The sequence below is a fragment of the Actinomycetospora endophytica genome, from assembly GCF_021026375.1.
Lineage (GTDB): Bacteria > Actinomycetota > Actinomycetes > Mycobacteriales > Pseudonocardiaceae > Actinomycetospora > Actinomycetospora endophytica.
Genome location: NZ_JAJNDB010000002.1, coordinates 665,816 through 683,913, shown reverse-complemented (window position 1 = coordinate 683,913; position 18,098 = coordinate 665,816). Strand labels below are relative to the sequence as shown.

The 18,098-nt window shown below is 73.1% G+C and carries 15 protein-coding genes; 7 read left to right on the top strand and 8 right to left on the bottom strand.

Features of this window, described 5'->3' with window-relative positions:
* Positions 1-42: 42 nt before the first annotated feature.
* Positions 43-2,046, top strand: a complete 2,004-nt coding sequence (locus tag LQ327_RS34760; RefSeq protein ID WP_230734536.1) for a S9 family peptidase — start codon at positions 43-45, stop codon at positions 2,044-2,046.
* Positions 2,047-2,071: 25 nt separating this feature from the next.
* On the opposite strand, the gene LQ327_RS14130 is transcribed toward LQ327_RS34760, so the two are convergent.
* The 4 genes from LQ327_RS14130 to LQ327_RS14115 form a co-directional block, all read right to left on the bottom strand.
* Positions 2,072-3,580 (bottom strand): nucleobase:cation symporter-2 family protein, encoded by a 1,509-nt coding sequence (locus LQ327_RS14130; RefSeq protein ID WP_230734534.1) that lies wholly within the window; start codon positions 3,578-3,580, stop codon positions 2,072-2,074.
* Between the two features lie 152 nt (positions 3,581-3,732).
* Positions 3,733-4,488 carry an alpha/beta hydrolase gene (locus LQ327_RS14125; protein ID WP_230734532.1) on the bottom strand — a complete coding sequence of 252 codons (756 nt, stop codon included), beginning with the start codon at positions 4,486-4,488 and terminating at the stop codon, positions 3,733-3,735.
* Positions 4,489-4,588: 100 nt separating this feature from the next.
* The gene (locus LQ327_RS14120; protein WP_230734530.1) at positions 4,589-5,344 is read right to left on the bottom strand and encodes an alpha/beta fold hydrolase; all 756 of its coding nucleotides are present in this window, start codon (positions 5,342-5,344) and stop codon (positions 4,589-4,591) included.
* A gap of 90 nt (positions 5,345-5,434) precedes the next feature.
* Positions 5,435-6,940, bottom strand: a complete 1,506-nt coding sequence (locus LQ327_RS14115) for a CoA-acylating methylmalonate-semialdehyde dehydrogenase (RefSeq protein ID WP_230734528.1) — start codon at positions 6,938-6,940, stop codon at positions 5,435-5,437.
* A 107-nt stretch (positions 6,941-7,047) separates the two neighbouring features.
* Here LQ327_RS14115 and LQ327_RS14110 point away from each other — a divergent pair, with 107 nt between their 5' ends.
* On the top strand, positions 7,048-7,626 hold the full coding sequence (locus LQ327_RS14110; protein ID WP_230734526.1) for a hypothetical protein: 579 nt from the start codon (positions 7,048-7,050) through the stop codon (positions 7,624-7,626).
* On the top strand, positions 7,623-8,603 hold the full coding sequence (locus LQ327_RS14105; protein ID WP_230734524.1) for an HTTM domain-containing protein: 981 nt from the start codon (positions 7,623-7,625) through the stop codon (positions 8,601-8,603). Before LQ327_RS14110 ends, LQ327_RS14105 begins: the two co-directional genes overlap by 4 nt.
* Positions 8,604-8,796: 193 nt before the next feature.
* On the opposite strand, the gene LQ327_RS14100 is transcribed toward LQ327_RS14105, so the two are convergent.
* The gene (locus tag LQ327_RS14100) at positions 8,797-9,117 is read right to left on the bottom strand and encodes a hypothetical protein (protein ID WP_230734521.1); all 321 of its coding nucleotides are present in this window, start codon (positions 9,115-9,117) and stop codon (positions 8,797-8,799) included.
* On the opposite strand from LQ327_RS14100, the gene LQ327_RS14095 reads away from it, so the two are divergent.
* The gene (locus LQ327_RS14095; protein ID WP_230734519.1) at positions 9,095-9,538 is read left to right on the top strand and encodes a hypothetical protein; all 444 of its coding nucleotides are present in this window, start codon (positions 9,095-9,097) and stop codon (positions 9,536-9,538) included. The genes LQ327_RS14100 and LQ327_RS14095 overlap by 23 nt on opposite strands.
* A gap of 19 nt (positions 9,539-9,557) precedes the next feature.
* Positions 9,558-10,181 (top strand): class F sortase, encoded by a 624-nt coding sequence (locus LQ327_RS14090; RefSeq protein ID WP_230734517.1) that lies wholly within the window; start codon positions 9,558-9,560, stop codon positions 10,179-10,181.
* 61 nt (positions 10,182-10,242) lie between these two features.
* Here the strand turns inward: LQ327_RS14090 and LQ327_RS14085 are convergent, their stop codons facing one another.
* Positions 10,243-11,454 carry an MFS transporter gene (locus LQ327_RS14085; protein WP_230734515.1) on the bottom strand — a complete coding sequence of 404 codons (1,212 nt, stop codon included), beginning with the start codon at positions 11,452-11,454 and terminating at the stop codon, positions 10,243-10,245.
* A gap of 145 nt (positions 11,455-11,599) precedes the next feature.
* Between LQ327_RS14085 and LQ327_RS14080 the strand changes: the two genes are divergently transcribed.
* Positions 11,600-11,815, top strand: a complete 216-nt coding sequence (locus LQ327_RS14080) for a DUF2795 domain-containing protein (protein WP_230734513.1) — start codon at positions 11,600-11,602, stop codon at positions 11,813-11,815.
* Positions 11,816-11,857: 42 nt separating this feature from the next.
* Positions 11,858-12,313 (top strand): pyridoxamine 5'-phosphate oxidase family protein, encoded by a 456-nt coding sequence (locus LQ327_RS14075; protein WP_230734511.1) that lies wholly within the window; start codon positions 11,858-11,860, stop codon positions 12,311-12,313.
* 13 nt (positions 12,314-12,326) lie between these two features.
* Here LQ327_RS14075 and LQ327_RS14070 read toward each other — a convergent pair whose 3' ends face one another.
* Together LQ327_RS14070 and LQ327_RS14065 are read right to left on the bottom strand one after the other, a co-directional pair.
* Positions 12,327-13,988, bottom strand: coding sequence for an acetolactate synthase large subunit (locus LQ327_RS14070; RefSeq protein WP_230734509.1), 1,662 nt, complete (start codon positions 13,986-13,988; stop codon positions 12,327-12,329).
* Between the two features lie 144 nt (positions 13,989-14,132).
* Complete coding sequence (locus LQ327_RS14065) at positions 14,133-18,059, bottom strand: GH12 family glycosyl hydrolase domain-containing protein (RefSeq protein ID WP_230734508.1); 3,927 nt, start codon at positions 18,057-18,059, stop codon at positions 14,133-14,135.
* Positions 18,060-18,098: the final 39 nt, after the last annotated feature.

Sequence of the window (18,098 nt, the reverse complement as noted above, 5' to 3'; positions counted from 1 at the left end):
CCCCCGGCGGCGCCGCGGACCGGACCGCTAGCGTCGCGGGCCGTGCAGCCCGCCGACATCGGACGCCTCGTCACGCCGAGCACGCCGAGGGTCTCCCCCGACGGGACGCGCATCGCCGTCGTCGTGACCCGTGTGGACCTGGAGGCCGACCGCTACCGCAGCGCCGTCTGGCTCGCCCCGGCCGACGGCTCGTCGGCCGCGCGGCCGCTCACCGCGGGTGAGGCCACGGACGGGAACCCGACCTGGTCCCCCGACGGTTCCCGGCTGGCCTTCACCCGCTCCGCGGAGGGCCGCCACCAGCTCCTCGTCATGCCGGTCGGGGAGCCGGGCGAGCCGGTGTCCCTGGTCGACCGGCCCGAGCCCCTGGCCGGGCTCGCCTGGTCGCCCGACGGCGCGTCCCTGGCGTTCGTCTCGCGCGAACCGCGGCCCGGGGCCGCGCCGTTCACCGCACCGGCCGAGCCGACCGGCTGGAAGCCGCCCCGGCGCATCGACCGCCTCTTTCCCAAGCTCGACGGCGAGGGCTGGATCGTCGACCGGCCGCAGGCGCTGTTCGTCGTCGCCACCGACACCCCCGCCCCGCCGCGCCTGCTGGTCGCGCACCGGTACGACCTCGGCGCACCCGCCTGGTCGCCGGACGGCCGGACACTCGCGGTGTCGACGGTGCGGGATCTCCCCGACGCCGACCTGAGGATGGTCGAGGCCCTGCACCTCGTCGACGTCGACGGGGAGCACGCCGGCGAGCTGCGCCCGCTCACCGGGGAGCTGACGACCTCACTGACGCACCCGTCGTTCTCCCCCGACGGCTCCCGCATCGCGGTGCTGGCCGAGGAGACGACGGTGGCGCCGTCGTTCGGCCGCGTCGCCACGGTCCCGACGGCGGGTGGCGACCCGACGGTGCTCACCGACGGCCTCGACCGACAGGCCGCGCCCATGATCGGGCTGCGCGCCCCGATCTGGCGCGGCGACGACGAGCTCCTCTTCGCGGTCGAGGACCACGGCACCCAGCCGCTGTGCCGGGTGCGCACGGACGGCTCCTCGGTGCCGGGGCCGGTCCTTGGCGGGACCCGCGCGGTCGTCGAATACGACGAGGCCGCCGGAACGCTCGCGGCCGTCTCGACGTCCCCGACCGAGCGCCCCGAGCTCTCCGCGGTGCGCGGCGGCGTCGAGACCCGGCTGACCTCGCTGTCCGCCGCCTTCCACCGCGACGTGCCCGGCGCCGTGCCGGAGCACCTCCGGGTCCCCTCGCCCGGCGGCGGCGAGATCGACGTGTGGCTGCTGCGCCCGCGGGTGGGCGCCGGCGACCGCGTGCCCGTGCTGGTCTCGGTCCACGGCGGGCCGATGACGCAGTACCCGACGGCGTGGTTCGACGAGTTCGCGCTGTGGACCGGCGCGGGGTACGCCGTCGTCTGGTGCAACCCGCACGGCTCGACCGGCGACACCGAGGCGTTCCTGCGGTCCATCCGCCCGGCGGAGGCACCGGAGGCCCCCGGGACGGGCTGGGGCGGGGTCGACGCCGACGACGTCGTCGCCGCGCTCGACGCCGCCCTGGCCCACGACCCCGCGCTGGACCCGGCGCACGTCGGCCTGCTCGGCGGCTCCTACGGCGGGTTCATGACGACGTGGCTGGCGGCGCACTCCGACCGCTTCGCGGCGGCCTGCAGCGAGCGGGCCGCGAACAACCTGCTCTCCCTGGAGTGGGGCGGGTCCGACGCCGCGGGCTTCTTCCGCTACGAGTTCGGCGGGCTCACCCACCTCGACCGGCCCGAGCTCTACACCCGGCTCTCCCCGGTGACCTATGCCGCCGACATCGACATCCCGATGCTGCTGCTGCACTCCGACGACGACCTGCGCTGCCCGCCCGAGCAGGCCGACCAGCTCTACCTCGCGCTGCGCCTGCTCGGCCGCGACGTCGAGTACTGGCGCTTCCCCGACGAGGGCCACGAGCTCTCCCGCGCCGGTTCCCCGCGCCACCGGGTGGCCCGCGCGGAGATCCTCCTGGACTTCTTCGCGCGCCACCTCGGCGGCGCCCCGCCCGTCGCCGGCTGACCCGTGAGGGGGCGGGGCGGGCGGCTCACGCCTCGGTGCGCTGGATGACCCCCTCCTGCTCCGGGCTCACCGCTCCCGCCTCGACGGCGGCCTCCACGGCGCCCGCCTTGCGCGGGAAGTTCGGCAACCAGTGGTTGAAGATCAGGTTGAGCACGAACACGACGATGACCGTGGACGTGATCGAGGAGCCGAAGATGACCTGGAAGTCGGACGAGAAGTGCTGATAGAAGTCCGGCTGGATCGTCGGGATCAGCCCGATCGAGAACGACACCGCGATGATCAGCAGGTTGTGGTTGTTCGGCCCGCCGAAGCTGACCTTGTGCAGCGTCCGGATGCCGACCGCGGTGACCATCGCGAACATCACCGTCGCCGCGCCGCCGACCACCGGGCCGGGCAGCGCCGCGACGATCGCGCCGACCTTCGGGACCAGGCCCAGGATCACCAGGCCGACGCCGCAGACCGTCACCACCCAGCGGCTCTTGATGTTGGTCATGCTCACCAGGCCGACGTTCTCGGCGTAGGCGGTGTCCGGGAACGAGTTCATGAACCCGGCGAGGAACGCCGAGAGACCGTCGACGGCGAGGCCCCGGGCGAGGTCGTTCGGGCTCAGGTCGCGGCCGGTCAGCTCACCGACGGCGAGCATGTCCGCGGTCGACTCCACGTAGGTCACCAGCATGACGATGCACATCGAGATGATCGCGGCGGCGGCGAACTTGGGCGGGCCGAAGTGGAACGGCTGGGCGATACCGAACCACCCGCTCGAGCCGACCGCCGAGAAGTCCACGAGGCCCATCGGGATCGCGATGATCGTGCCGATGACGATCGCGAGCAGCACCGAGGTCTGCCCGAGGAAGCCGCGCAGGAAGCGGGCGAACGCCACGATCAGCACGACGACGACCGCGGCCAGGACGATGTGCGAGACCTGCCCGGAGTCCGGGTTGATCATCTCGGCGACCTTGCCGTCGGAGTCCAGGAAGGGCCGGCCCGCGGCGTCCAGCTCGGGGATCTTCGCGGTGAAGGTCGAGGTCTTGTCGCCCGCGATGAGCCCGATGTTGGCGCCGATGAGCGAGAGCCCGATCATCGCGATGACCGTGCCGGTGACCAGCGGCGGGAAGAAGCGGATGATCATCGAGAACGGCTTCGCGATGACCAGCCCGAAGATGCCGGCGACGATCATGGCGCCGTAGACGTACGGCAGCCCGTCGCGGCCGCCGTAGGACGTCGCAATGATGATCATCGGGTTGAGCACGGTGAACGTCGCGCCGGCGACGACGGGCAGCCGGACACCCAGGATCCGCCCGATGCCCGCCGACTGGATGATCGACGCGATCCCGCACACGAGCAGGTCGGCGCTGACCAGGATCGCGATGTCGGACTCGTCGAGACCCACCGCCGGGCCGACGATCAGCGGGACCGCGATGGCCCCGGCGTACATGATGAACAGGTGCTGCAGGCCCAGGACCAGCAGGCGTGGCAGCGGCAGGACCTCGTCCACGGGGTGGACGGCGTCCCGCGCGGGCGCGGATGACGTCACGGTGTGCTCCAGCGGCTCGGCGCGTCCCGGATCGAGATCCGGGGTGAGGCGCCGACCACGATGAGCGCGCTCCGTGACAGGTCCCAGAACCGCGCGTCACACCCTCGTGACCGGACCCGACGAACCGGACGAAGCGGGCGAGCCCTCCGTGATCAGGCGGCGACGACCGCCGCGGCACCGGCCGGCAGGGCGAACGCCTCGGCCACGGCGCGCTGCACGCTCGCGGCCGTGAGCTGGGCGACGTGGCCGCTCGGGACCTCGACGTTGCGCGCCCCCGCGATCCGGCAGGCCCGCCACGACACCGCGGCGTCGGCGCGGCTGTAGATGCTCGTGAACGACAGGTCGGGCGACCACGGGGCGGTGACGGCGGCGCGGTACTCCGCGCAGCAGCTCCCGGCGAGACAGCCCAGCCCGTAGAGCCGGGGGACGCCGAGCGAGCCGGCGGCGGCGAACCCCCAGAGCACCGCGGCCATCGGCAGCGAGGGGCCGGCCATGCTGGACGGGGTCCCGATCGTCACCAGGTGCGAGACGGCGTCCGGCGCCAGCGCGGCGACCCCGCGGGCGAGCTGTCCGCCGCGGCTGTGGCCGAGCAGGCGGACCGGCTCCCCGGTCCGGTCGGCCAGCGTGCGGACCCGTCGGACCAGCGACTCGGCGGTGCGCTGCGAGCAGCCCATCCCCGCACCCAGGGTGTAAGGGACGACGTCGTAGCCGAGGCGGGTCAGCCACTGCGCCATCGGGTCGAGGCAGGGCCGCGTCTCACCGAACCCGCCGACGAGGACCGCCGGGCCGCTCCCGGGGTGCTCGATCGCCTCGCCGCGGCCCACCGAGCGATGCCGCAGCCCGGTGACGCCGATCGTCGCCCGGCCCACGTGCTCCAGGCCCAGCCCCATCAGGGAGTTCCACCACATCGTGACCCCTCTCCGGCCGGAGACGGCGGCGCGGCCACCCTGCCGCGGGTGCCGATCAAGCTACCTGTCGGTCAACCGTGTCGACCAGGGCGGCCGGCGTTCAGGCCGCGACGTCGAGGCGCTCGTGCGGGGCCCGGGCGAGCGCCGCCCCGACCGCGCGCTGGGTGGCGGCCGAGGTCAGCTGGGCGACGTGCCCGTGGGACACCTCGACGTTCTGGGCGTAGGGGTCGTGGCTGGACCGCCAGGGCACCGCACCGTCGGAGCGGCTGTAGATGCTGGTGAACGGCAGGTCCTCGGGCCACGGGGCGCGCAGCGCGTCCCGGAACCCCGCGCAGCAGTGCCCGACAAGGCAGTTCAGCCCGAAGAGTCCCGGGACGCCCACCGTCCCGGCCGCACCGAGCGCCCACGCCGTGAAGGTCATGAGCGGCGAGAGACCCCAGAGGTCGAACGGCGTCCCGATGGTCACCAGGTGGGACACCGCCTCCGGCGCCTCGACCCCGACCGCCCGCCCGAACTGGCCGCCGCGACTGTGCCCGACGAGCCGGACCGGTTGCCCGGCCTGGTCGGCGAGCTCGCGGACCCGGCGCGTGAGCGAGGTGACGGTGCGCTGGGAGCAGCCCATCCCCGCGGCGATCGTGTACGGCGTGACGTCGTACCCGAGGCGGGTGAGCCAGAGGGTCATCGGCTCCAGACAGGGCCGGGTCTCCCCGAGCCCGCCGAGCAGGACGACCGGGCCCTCGCCGGGGTGGTCGACGGCCTCCTGCGTCCCGACGGAGCGGTGTCGCAGACCGGACAGCCCGATGGTCGCGCGGCCGGCCTGCTCGAGGCCCAGCCCCACCACGGAGTTCCACCACATCGCGACCTCCCGGCGGAGTCCGCTGGAGCAGCCGTGCTCCACGCCACTGCCAGTTACCCGCCTGTCACACTGCGGTAAACCGAACCCGGATCAACCACTGGTCGGAAAACCGAGGTCCACCCCGCCGCCGTGCTCGGGCGACGCCGGGTCGGGCCACCGGGAGGTGACGACCTTGCCGCGGGTGAAGAAGTGCACGCCCTCGGTGCCGTGGGCGTGGGTGTCGCCGAACAGCGAGCTCTTCCACCCGCCGAAGGAGTAGTAGGCCATCGGCACCGGGATCGGCACGTTGATCCCGATCATCCCGACCTCCACCTCCTGCTGGAAGCGCCGAGCCGCGCCGCCGTCGTTGGTGAACAGCGCGGTGCCGTTGCCGTACGGGTTGGCGTTGATCATCGCGACGGCCTCGTCGTAGGTCTCGACGCGCAGCACCGACAGCACCGGTCCGAAGATCTCGTCGGTGTAGATCGACATGTCGGTGGTGACGTGGTCGAACAGCGTCGGGCCGACGAAGAAGCCCTCACCCTCGGCGTCGGGAACGATCCCCCGGCCGTCGACGACGAGGCTCGCGCCCGCCGCCTCGCCGGCGTCCACGTAGCCGCCGACCCGGTCGCGCGCGGCGGCCGTCACCAGCGGCCCCATGTCCGCGCCCCGCCGGCCGTCGCCGGTGCGCAGCCCCGTCGTCCGCTGGGCGATCCGCTCCACGAGGGCGTCACCCGCCCGGCCGACGGCGACGACGGCGGAGATCGCCATGCAGCGCTCCCCCGCCGAGCCGAAGCCGGCGTTGACGGCCTGGTCGGCGGCGAGGTCGAGGTCGGCGTCGGGCAGGACGACCATGTGGTTCTTGGCCCCGCCGAGGGCCTGGACGCGCTTGCCCGCCGCCGTGCCGGTCTCGTAGACGTAGCGGGCGATCGGGGTCGACCCGACGAAGCTCAGGCTCTTCACGTCGGGGTGGGTCAGCAGCCCGTCGACCGCGACCTTGTCGCCGTGCAGCACGTTGAAGACGCCGTCGGGCAGGCCCGCCTCGGCCCACAGCTCGGCCATCCACTGCGCGGCGCTCGGCACCTTCTCGCTCGGCTTGAGCACGACGGTGTTGCCGGCGGCGATGGCGATCGGGAAGAACCACATCGGCACCATGGCCGGGAAGTTGAACGGCGAGATGATCCCGACGACGCCGAGCGGCTGACGGATCGAGTGGACGTCGACGCCGCTCGAGGCGTTCGCGCTCGCCGACCCCTTGAGCAGGTGCGGCATGCCGCAGGCGAACTCGACGACCTCCTGACCGCGGGCGACCTCGCCCGCCGCGTCGGCGAGGACCTTGCCGTGCTCGGCGGTGATGATCGCGGCGAGCTCACCCGCCCGGGCGTTCAGCAGCTCGCGGAACCGGAAGACGATCTGGGTGCGGCGGCTCAACGAGGTGTCGCGCCAGCCCGGGAAGGCGTCCCGCGCGGCGGCGACCGTGCGCTCGACGTCGTCGGGCGAGGCGAACGCGACCTGCTTCGTGACGGCGCCCGTCGCCGGGTCGGTCACGTCGCCGGTCCGGTCCCCGCTGCTCGCCAGCGGCTTCCCGCCCGCCCAGTGCTGCAGGATCTCGGCCACGGTGCCCTCCAGGGGGTCGACGTCCTCGGCTCTGCCATCCGTACCACCCCAGGGATGACGCTGCTAAGTTCCGCGCGTCCTGGGCGATCGAGCGGGGCGGAGAACGCATGAGCAGTCCCTCCGAGGGGGGCGCCGTCGCCGACGACGCACCGGCGGAGAGCGACGACGACCTCGCGGACCGGCTGGAGCGCTCACCGCGCGGCCGGGCCCTGATCAGCGTCGTGATCGTGGTCCTGCTCGGCACCGTGCTCGTCGTGAACATGCCGGACTCGATCACCAAGCGGGCGCTCCAGCACGTCACGGCCCCGATCGCGAACGTGGTCGGCCTCGACCAGGGCTGGGCGGTCTACGCCCCCTCGCCGCGGCAGGAGAGCACATACCTCGAGGCGCGGGTCCTCGAGCGGGACGGCACCACCTCGGTCCACCCGACCCCCATCCAGCACGGCCTCGCCGAGTACTGGGACTACCGGTGGCAGCGCTACGCCGACACGCTGCTCAACGGGCCCGACAACCGTGAGCGCTGGGCGCCCTACGCCCGCTGGATCGCCGATCAGGACCGGGCCGCCGGGCACGACCCGGCCGTCGTCACCCTCGTCAACATCTCCTCGGTGAGCCGACCGCCCGGCGGGCCCGCGCGCAGCCCGTGGGCCGAGCACGCGTTCTTCTCGATCGGGGTCGGACAGTGAGTGCGGCCAGCGGGATCCGGCGCGTCGGCGGCCGGGTCCGCGACGCGTGGGACGGCTTCTTCTTCACGCCGGAGTCGACGGCGCCGCTCGCCGTCTTCCGGATCGTGTACGGCGTCGTCGCGGCCCTCTGGACCCTGACCCAGCTCCCGCACCTGTTCGTGTTCTACGGGCCCGACGGCGTGCTCCCGACCCCGCCGGCCGTCAGCGCCGGTCAGTGGGGGCTGCTGACGACGCTGAACTCGGTGCCCGCGGTCGCGGTCGTCTGGATGGTGACGCTGCTCGCGGCGCTCGCGCTGGCCGCGGGAGCCTCCCCCCGGGTGGCCGCCGTCGTCCTGCTCGTCGGGTTCATCGCCCTCGAGCGCCGCGACCCGTATGTGCTGAACTCCGGCGACATCCTGCTGCGGGTGATGGCCGTGTACCTGGTGTTCGCGCCCTCCGGCGCGAGCCTCTCCTGGGACCGGTGGCGCCGGCAGCCGGAGCGTTTCTGGGAGTTCCCGCGGCGGGCGCCCTGGGCGATGCGGATGCTCCAGGTGCAGCTGTCGGTGATCTACCTGGCCGCGGTCTGGGCGAAGCTCCAGGGAGACGTCTGGCGCAACGGGACGGCGCTGTCGTTCGCGCTCCGGATGCTCGACCAGCTGCGGATGCCCAGCCCGGAGTTCGTGGCGGGCTCCGGGCTGCTCGTCGAGTGGCTCACCTTCGGCACGCTGCTCACCGAACTGTCGATCGGGCTCTTCGTCTGGAACCGCCGGGCCCGGCCCTGGGTCCTCGGCGCCGGGTTCCTCATGCACCTCGGCATCGAGGTCTTCATCATGGTCGGCTTCTTCAGCATCGCGATCTGGTGCCTCTACCTGGTGTTCCTGCCCCCGGACGGGACGGAGCGGTCGATTCTGACCCTCCGCGACCGGTGGAGGAGTCGTCAGGGACGGACGGACGCGCTGTTCTTGGCATCTGCCCGCGAAGCTGTCACCAAAACGTGACCAACCAGCGCAACGTCTCCCTCGTTCAGGTGTAACGCACGACATCTTGTCTCCGACAGGTCCGGTGTCGTGATCGTCCGAACAGGGACAGGTGTCAGATGAGACCAGGGCGGCGCAGGACCGTCACACGCACGATCGCCGTAGCCGCGGCCCTCCTCCTGACGAGCCTCATGTGGTCCGGCGTCGCCAGCGCTCAGGTCCGTGCGTCGGTGGCCACCGACGAGGGCAGTGGCGGAAGCTCCCAGCCCAGCGACCCGGTCGGCGGACTCCTCGGCGGCGTGACCGGCGGCTCGTCCGGGACCTCGCAGAGCCCGTCCGGCTCAGGAACCTCCGATCCGGGCAGTAGCTCGGATTCCGATGGCTCGTCCTCCCCGACCGGCGGCACCGGCTCGTCCGGTTCGATGCCGGGGTCGTCGGCGATCCTGCCGACGGAGGCGCTCGACCCGGGGACGGGCTCGTCGTCCGCGAACCCGTTGAGCCCGAACGCCCTGGTGTCGGTCCCCAGCAGCGTCACGTTCCCGACGTTCCCGTCGACCATCCCGACGATCCCCGGACTGGGAGACCTCAGCAGTCTCTCCGGCACCTCGGCGACCGACGCCTGCAACCAGGTGGTCGGCGCCCTGAGCCAGCTCGACGCCACGGGCCTCTCGTCCGCGCTGAGCAGCCCCGCGGCCACCTTCTGCGGCTCTCTCGGGTTCACGCTGCCGTCCCTGCCCGGCACGACGACCACCTCAGGCCCGAGCACCGAGATCATCTACGCGCCACCGCAGTACTACGGGCCGGGCAAGAGCTACTCCGGCAATCACTACTGGGACAGCGGCTACGGTCACCGTTACTGCACCTGCTCATCCGGCGACTCGCCGGTCTCGGTGTCCCAGGTGACCACCATGCCCAAGGGCGGCGTGGACACCGGCGACGGCTCGTACGGTCCGTGAGGGGAAGGCGGGAGGCGCGATGAGCACCAGACTCGAGACTCCCCCCAGGGGAGAGATCCGCACCGGCTCGGCGGCCAACAAGATCTCGATCGCGATCGTCGTCCTCCTGGGCCTGATCGCCCTCGTCGTCGGGCTCTCGACGGGGACGGGCAAGAGCGCGGGCGGGCCGATCCTGCTCGCCTCGTCGGCACCGACGCGGGTGACGGTGCCCTCGATCAACGCGTCATCGTCACTGATCCCGCTCGGGCTCCAGGCGGATGGTGAGCTCGCTGTCCCGCCGCTCTCGACGCCGATGCAGGCGAGTTGGTACGACAAGAGCCCGACCCCCGGCGCACTCGGTCCGGCCGTCGTCCTCGGGCACATCAACGGGGACGGGAAGCCGGGCATATTCATCGACCTCGAGCGGGTGAAGGCCGGCGACCAGGTCCTCGTTGACCGGGCGGACGGCCAGACCGCGGTCTTCACGGTCTCGCACGTCGATACCGTGCCGAAGGCGAACTTCCCGTCGAACGACGTGTACGGGGACACCCCGGACGCCGAGCTTCGCCTGATCACGTGCGGCGGCGTGCTCGACAAGGCCGACCACAACTACCTCTCGAACGTCATCGTCTACGCGAACCTCACCGAGGTCCGGAAGACCTGACCCGGCCTTCGTGGCGACCTGACGCGGCCGCCGTCCCTGGTGGGGGCGGCGGCCGTCGTCGTCAGGTCCGCGGTCGGGTCGCGGCCCATCCGGACGCCGTCAGGACCACGAGGGCGGCGAGCACGAGGGCCAGGGCGGGATCCCACGCGGCCGCGCCGGTCCCGTGCAGCGCGCCGACGACCGTCGGCCCCAGGGCGCCGATCGCGTAGCCGCCGGTCTGCATGAACGCGCCGAGGCGGCGGTTCTCGGTGGTGGTGCGGGACGCGGCGAGCACCGCGGAGAAGAACACGAAGAACCCGCCGCCCTGGGCGGCACCGCCGAGGGAGCACCACAGCGGCCAGGCCGCCGGGGCGAGGAGCAGTCCACCGGGCAGCGCCAGCCAGCCGAGCGCGACCGGCACGAACGCCAGGCGCAGGCTGCCCGTCCGGTTCCGGACCAACGGCGTCGCCAGGGCCCCGGCGACCGCGAAGATCTGGAACAGCGAGGACGCCACGCCCGCGCTCCCCGCGCCGAGTCCGCGCAGGTCGGCGAGGATCTCCGGGAGCCACGCGGTGAGCCCGTAGTAGCTGAACGACTGGCCGGCGAACGCCACGACCAACAACCAGCCGACCGGGCGCCGCCACGGGGCCGGTCCCCCGATCTCGTCCCCGGCGGCCGGCACGACGGCGTCGGCGCCGGGCCGACGGCGGCGGGTCGCCACCGTCCAGAGCACGACCGAGGCGACCGCGACGACCAGCCACGCCAGCAGCGCGACCCGCCACCCGACGCCGTCGGCCAGGGGCACCGTGATCGACAGCGTGATCATCGAGCCGACGTTCATCGTCGCCGTGTAGGCGCCCAGCAGCGCGCCGGAGCGGTGCGGGAAGTCCCGGCCGATCACCACGGGCACGACGACGTTGCCGACCGTGATGCCCGCCCCGATCAGTGCGGTCCCGGCGAGGGCTCCCGCGATCCCGTCCGCCGAGCGCAGCAGCGTCCCGACGCCGAGCACGGCCAGCCCGACGAGCATCGCCCGCTCCGGCCCGAGTCGACCGATCATCCAGGAGGCGGGCGGCGCGGCCACCGCGAAGGCGAGCACGGGCAGGCTCGTCAGCAGGCCGGCCACGGCGGCCGACACCCCGAGGTCGGCCCGGATCGCGTCGACGACGGGCGCGACGGCGACGATCGGCCCGCGCAGGTTGAGCGCGACCAGCAGGACCGCGACGGCGAGCAGCGGCCCGCCGGCGGACGGGGCGGCCGCGCGTGGTTCCCGGCGGGCCGATGAGGTGGTCACGTCTCCCCACTCTCATCGACCACCGGCCGCGACGCCCGCCCGACAGGGGCAGGTGTGGGCGTCGCCTCGCGACGGGCAGCCACACGCCACGGCCCGGCGGCTGCCGGACAGCCCGCGGACGGGCCTCGAGTCGAGGAGGACGACGATGACCGACCGCGACGACGCACGGGTGCGCAAGGCCCTGCAGGGCAAGGACTTCCCGGCCGATCGCAACCAGCTCGTGGAGTACGCGACCGACCGGGGCGAGATCGACGACGCCACCCTCACCGCGCTGGCCCATCTCCCGGAGGGCCGCTACGAGAACCTCGACGCCGTGATCGCGGCGGTTCCGCAGCGGCCGGGCACGACGAGCAACCGCTGACGGATCCGGGTCGCTGTCGGGGGTGGGTGCTACACCTCGGGGATGACGAGCTGGTCAGAGGTGGAGCAGGCGGCCCCCGAGCCCGCCGCGGCGGTGCGGGAGCTCCTCGGACGCGGCAAGCACAAGACGATGGCGACGCTGCGCCGTGACGGGTCGCCGCGCCTGAGCGGCATCGAGACGGAGTTCCACGACGGCGAGCTCACGCTCGGCATGATGCCCGGGTCGCGCAAGCTCGCCGACGTGCAGCGCGACCCGCGGGTCGCGCTGCACTCCCCATCGGTCGACCCTCCGGAGGACGACCCGACGGGGTGGCCGGGCGAGGCGAAGGTGGCCGGGCGCCTCCACGAGATCGGCCGGCCCGGTGAGGGTCCGGACGGGTCGTACTTCGCGCTCGACGTCACCGAGATCGTGCTGACCAGGATCGCTCCCTCCGGGGACCGTCTGATCATCACGTCGTGGCGGCCCGGCGGTCAGGTCCGCGAGGTGGAGCGGACCTGACCGGGCCGGCGCGTCAGTGCGCGATGAGCTGCCCGAGGCGCCGGGTCAGCTTGACGTTCTCCCGGTAGTCGACCGGCACGACGATGACCGAGGGCCGGTCGCGCTGGTCGAACGCCTCCTTCAGGGCGGGACGCAGCTCGTCCGCGCTGGTGAGGCGGCGGGCGTGGCACCCGAGACCCTCGGAGATCTTGACGAGGTCCGGTGAGGGGAAGTCGGTGCCGAAGTGGCGGCCGAACTCCACCTCCTGCTTCCAGGAGATCAGGCCGTAGCCGTTGTCCTCCCAGACGAGGTTGACCGGCGCCACGCCGAGCCGCACCGCCGTCGCGAGCTCCGGGCCGTTCATGAGGAACCCGCCGTCGCCGGAGATCGCGCAGACCCGCAGGTCGGGGTGCACGAGCGAGGCGGACACCCCGCCCGGGACCGCGATCCCCATCGAGCAGAAGCCGTTGGAGATGATGCAGCTGTTGGGGTCGTAGGTCGGGTAGTGGCGCGCCACCCACATCTTGTGGGCCCCGACGTCCGAGATCAGGATGTCCTCGTCGCCCATCTCGTCGCGCAGGTCGGCGAGGATGCGCTGCGGCTTCATCGGGAAGTCGCCGGTCTCGGCCTCGGCGGCCGACCCGCCCTCGCTGATCTCCTCCGACAGGTGGGCCCGCGCGCGGGCGTGCGCCTCGATGTCGGGGAAGTGGTGCTCGGCGGTCAGGCCCTGGTTGATGTGCCACAGCGCCGCCGCGATGTCCCCGACGATCTCGACGTTCGGCCGGTACGCCCCGTCGACCTCGGCGGGGTCGAAGTCGATGTGGAGCAGCCGCTTGGACCGGCCGATGTTCCACCGCGACGGCGGCCACTCGACCATGTCGTAGCCGACCGCGATGACCAGGTCCGCGGCCTCGAAGACCTCGGTGACGTAGTCGCGGGAGCCGAGCCCGACGGCGTAGAGGCTGCGCTCGTGCCGGTCGGACAGCGCTCCCTTGCCCATGAACGTCATGCCGGCGTAGATGCCGGTCTCGTCGACGAAGCGCTGCAGCTGGCGGCTCACCCGGGTGCGCACGCAGCCCTGTCCGACGAGCAGCACCGGGCGCTCGGAGCGGGCGATCAGTTCGAGCGCGGCCTGCACCGACTTGTCGTCGGGCACCGGGCGCCGGACCTTCTCCGGCGGCACGATCGGCGCGCTCTCGACCTCGTGCTTGGCGATGTCCTCGGGCAGTTCGACGTGCGTGGCGCCCGGCTTCTCCGCCGCCGCCAGCTTGAACGCCTTGCGGATGACCTCGGGGATCGTCGTCTCGTCGCGCAGCGAGGTCGTCCACTTGGTGATCGGCGTGAACATCTCCACGACGTTCATCGCCTGGTGCGACTCCTTGTGCAGGCGCGTGGTGGCCCCCTGCCCGGTGATCGCGACGACCGGGGAGTTGTCCATGTTGGCGTTCGCGACCCCGGTGACCAGGTTCGACGCGCCCGGCCCGAGCGTCGACAGGCACACGCCCGGCCGACCGGAGAGCCGGCCGTAGACGTCGGCCATGAAGGCCGCCCCGGCCTCGTGGTGCGTCGGCACGAAACGGATCTCCGAGTCGCGTAGCGACATGAGGAGATCGGCGTTCTCCTCACCCGGGACGCCGAACACGTACTCGACGCCCTCGGCCTCCAGGCACCGCACGAACAGATCGCTGGCCCTCACGGTCACGCTCCCCACAGATCGCTGACGACCGGTGCTGTACCCACGGACGGGCTGCCTTCACCCGTCCGTCGGGCCTCCGTACCGGTCCGATGTCGATCCTCCGTGCCGAGGTCACCGCGTCCAGCCGTGCGGCCGAGAGATCGCTCACCGCGTGGCGGGGGCGGCCTCGGCGGTGGCGGGGGTCGGCGCGGCGGTGGCGGGGCCTGCGGTGGCGGCGGCCGGCGCACCGCCGTAGGACACGTCGAAGCGGTCCAGGGCCATGCCGGGGCCGCCCGTCCACGGCTCGAACCCGGCCTGGATGTTGGTGAGGAAGTCGGTGGCCTGCACCGAGCCCTGCGCGACGGCGTCCTTGACGAAGTCGGTCAGCGGCAGGTCGGTCGCCTGGTCGACGTAGCCCTGGCGAACGTAGGAGATCACGTTCACCCCGCCGTTCGTGCCCTTCCAGACGTCCCAGGTGGCGCCGCCGATCGTGGCCGTCCCGGACTGCTGTCCGATCGGCTTGATCCCGCCGGTCTCCTTCAGCCAGATCATCAGCTCCATGGCGTCGTTGTGGCCGGTCTTCTTCGGGGTGCGGTCGGCCCACAGGTCGTAGGCGAGGTTGGACTTCGTGCCCGCCGGGATGGAGCCCGCGATGGTCGAGCTGATCGGGCCGAGGTCGCTGATGCGGGTCGGGAGGGTCGTGCCCTGGGTGCACGTGCCCATCCAGCAGCCGGACATGATCGACGGGTAGGCCGCCGGGGCGTCGTTCTTGGCGTGGTTCCCGGAGTCGACGGTGAAGCCCTGTGTCGTCGGGGTGACGCACTGGCCGTCCGAGGCGCCCCACTCGTTGTTCTGCACCATGAACCGGCCGCCGTCGATGTCGGTGGATCCGAACTTGTCGCAGATCTTCTGTCCGCCGGTGCTCTGCCCGCTGGACGCCGTGCCGGTGCTCTGTGCGGCCTGTCCGCGGGTGCTCCCTCCGCCGGACGTCGTGCCGCTGCCGCTGGTGGCACTGCTCGAGCTGGTCGTGCCGGTCGAATCGGTGCCGCCGCCGGACGCGGTCGTGGGGGAGGTTCCGGCCCCGGCTCTGGCTGTCGCGGGTCCGGCGTCCGCGGGTGCTATCGCCGTCGCGATGCCTGCCCCGCTCGACGCGGACGCCGGAGACGCGACGGAGCCCGAACGGGACGTGTCCGCGCCCGAGCTTGCGCCGGTACCCGTGCGGGTGCCGGTGCCGGACGAGTCGTAGGACGTCGAGCCGGAGCCGGACGAGTCGTTCGAGGCCGAGCCGGCTCCGGCTGCCGAGCGACCCGTGTCAGTGCCCGAGGCGGCGGCGCCCGTGGCCGTCCCCGATGCCGCGGTCCCCGTGCCGTTCGAGGGCGTGGTCGTCGTCGGGGCGGCGGACGCGCCATCAGCCGTCGACGTCGCACCCGACGCCCCATCGGCCGTAGCGGCCGTCGCGCCGGATCCGCTGGAGGCGCCGGCCAGACCGGAGACCTGTTCCAGGGTCTTCCCGACCTTGAGGTCGTTCAGGAAGAGCGTGCTGTTCTGCTTGATCGACTCGTCGCGGTAGATGCCGGTCTTGAGGTAGGCGCTGCCCTTCACGTTCGACTGGGGTGTCGTGTAGCCGGTCAGCGTCTGCTTGCCGTTGCACCAGGCGTCGATGGCCCCGCCGAACTGGATGCCGAGCTGGAACGAGAACGCGCCGTCGGTGACCGGGCAGAAGTCCTTCTCGTCGCCACCGTCGTTCGCGAGGCGCAGCTGCCCCTTCCCGACCTCGACCGCCAACGGCGGGCTCCCCGTCCCCGGCTGCTTGAACTGCATGATCAGCTGCCAGGTGTCGGTGTCGGTCGGGAAGCCCTTGTCGAAGAAGCCGGAGTACCCGACGAACGCCTTCTGGCCGTCCTGGAACTCGGGAACGTCCGGCTCGGCCTCGGTGCGCTTCCCGCCGCCGGGCATCTCGAACTTCACCGCCTCACGGCCCTGCACGTTCGGCGAGGGCGCGGCACTCGGGTCGGTGGCGTTCTGGTTGTTCCACGGCGTCGACTTGAATCCGTCGAGTCCGCTCGCGAGCGACCACGCGGCGCCGGTCACGGCACCGGTCACCCCGCCCCCGCCGCTCCTCGTGCCGCTCCCGCCGCCGCTGCGTGAGGACGGCGAACTCGCCGTGGTGGAGCCCGCGCTCCCGGTGGCCCTGCCGGATCCCGAAGGGGTCTCGCTGGGTGGCGCGGACCCTGTGGTCGCCGACGCCGAGCCGGATTCGGACCCGTAGGACCCCGAATCCCCGCCCGCACCCGAACCGGACCCCGAACCCGACCCGGTGCTCGCCCGGGACGACGTGGCCGGCGTGGCCGCGCCCGAACGGGTCGCCGCGCCGGCGCCCGTCGACGAGGCCGATCCCGAGGAGCCGTCATCCCCCGACGCGCCCGAGCTCGGTGCCCGGGTGGCCGTCGGTGCTGCACCGGCGGAACCGGTGCCGCTACCGGTCTCCGCGGAACCCTGACCACCGGTCACGGTTCCCGAGGACCCGGAACCGCTCGAGTCCGCACCCGTCGAGCCCGTTCCCGTGCTCGTTCCTGCCGAGCCCGAGCCCGTGCCCGTTCCCGTCGAGCCCGCGCTCGTCCCCGTCGATCCGGAGCGACGGGTCGCCACCCCTCCGCCGTCCACGGAACCGCCGGCCGAGGACGCCCCGGGAGCAGCCGTCACCGTCGCGCTCGCGGTCGAGCCGGACGCCCCACCGGACGAGTCGCCATAGCCCGTTCCCGATCCGCCCGACTCACCGGACCCGGTCACCGCCCCCGAACCACCCGACGTCGTCGCCGATACGCCGCCCGGCGTCGTCGTGACGACCCCGCCGGACTGCGCCGTGGTCCCCGCGGGGGCCTTCGCGGGCCCCGCGTCGGTGGGGATCGCGGCGACGACCTTGCCGAGCGACGCCGACGCCCACTGCGGCGCCATGGTGCCCGCGGCGACCGGGAGCTGCTGGTAGGAGCCGTGCACGGGCGATGCGATGGCCTGCTCGAGGGCGGGGGCTGCGGCGGTGGTGGGGCTGTCACAGACCGGGTCGTTCGGAGCGCAGATCTCGATGGTGCGGGCGTCGAGGGAGCCGAACCCGACGGCCCGCGGCGGCAGCGCACCCTGCCCCGTCGTGCCCTCCGGGACGGCCCTGGTCTGCGGGCTGCGCGCCGGGTCGCCGAACAGGCCGACGGCCTGGATCAGGGTCGCGGGGATGCGGGGCTCCAGTCCGGTACCCACGCGCGACGCGAGATCCCCGGCGACCTGGGCGCCCTGCGAGTAGCCGAAGAGCATGAGCGCGCCGGTCGGGCAGCCGTCGACGTGCTCGCCGACCGACTTCGCGAGCGAGGAGACCGCCTCGGACTCGGCGGAGGCGTAGGAGCCTCCGATCGGCGGGGGCGGCACCGTCACCACCGAGATCTTCTCGCCGAACTGCGCGGACAGCGGATCGGTGACGCCACGCAGCACGTCCGAGGCACCACCCTCGCCGGCGACCGCATAGACGGTCACCGGCCGGCACGCGCCGGGCAGGTCCTGCGACGACGCGAGCGTGGCCACCCCCGTCCCGACGGCACCGATCAGCACCGCGGCGGCGACCAACGTCGTCACGACGAGCGAGGCCATCGGGCGGCCCGCTCTCGTCGCCGCCGGTGCCGGCCGTGCCCACGGCGAGAGCCCGCCGACGGGCGGTGTCGTCGGGGGACGCGGCGGCCGAAGAGCGGGTGGCGGGACGAACGCCACCTCGGTGCGAGGAGCCTCCACCCACTCGGTGACGAACGGTGAGGGCGGCGGCTGCGGAGCCTCTGGCCGGGGCGGCGCGGACACGAGGGTGACGAACCCCTGGGGGCCGACCGACACCGTCGTCACCGATGGGCCGTCGACCACCTCGACCAGCAGATCCCGGCCCGACCGCGCCGCATGACGACGTGCCGCCGCCAGGCCGACGTCCGTGGCGGAGGCGTGCGGGGGCACCGTCAACGCCCGCCCGTCGGCGAGGACGCCCGGACCCCCCGGACCGTGCGTCAGCTCCAGCCGCACGTCCGGCGCCGTGCCCGCGTCGTCAGGCCGCTCCGCGCCCACCCGAGTCCTCCACCGACCTCGCCCACCCCGAACCGCCGA

Bases quoted from the DNA above. Each gene is read 5' to 3' on its own strand.
- LQ327_RS14125 (WP_230734532.1), bottom strand. From the start codon at position 4,488: ATGTGGTGGAACTCCCTGATGGGGCTGGGCCTGGAGCACGTGGGCCGG.
- LQ327_RS14120 (WP_230734530.1), bottom strand. From the start codon at position 5,344: ATGTGGTGGAACTCCGTGGTGGGGCTGGGCCTCGAGCAGGCCGGCCGC.
- LQ327_RS14110 (WP_230734526.1), top strand. From the start codon at position 7,048: ATGAGCAGTCCCTCCGAGGGGGGCGCCGTCGCCGACGACGCACCGGCG.
- LQ327_RS14090 (WP_230734517.1), top strand. From the start codon at position 9,558: ATGAGCACCAGACTCGAGACTCCCCCCAGGGGAGAGATCCGCACCGGC.
- LQ327_RS14080 (WP_230734513.1), top strand. From the start codon at position 11,600: ATGACCGACCGCGACGACGCACGGGTGCGCAAGGCCCTGCAGGGCAAG.
- LQ327_RS14075 (WP_230734511.1), top strand. From the start codon at position 11,858: ATGACGAGCTGGTCAGAGGTGGAGCAGGCGGCCCCCGAGCCCGCCGCG.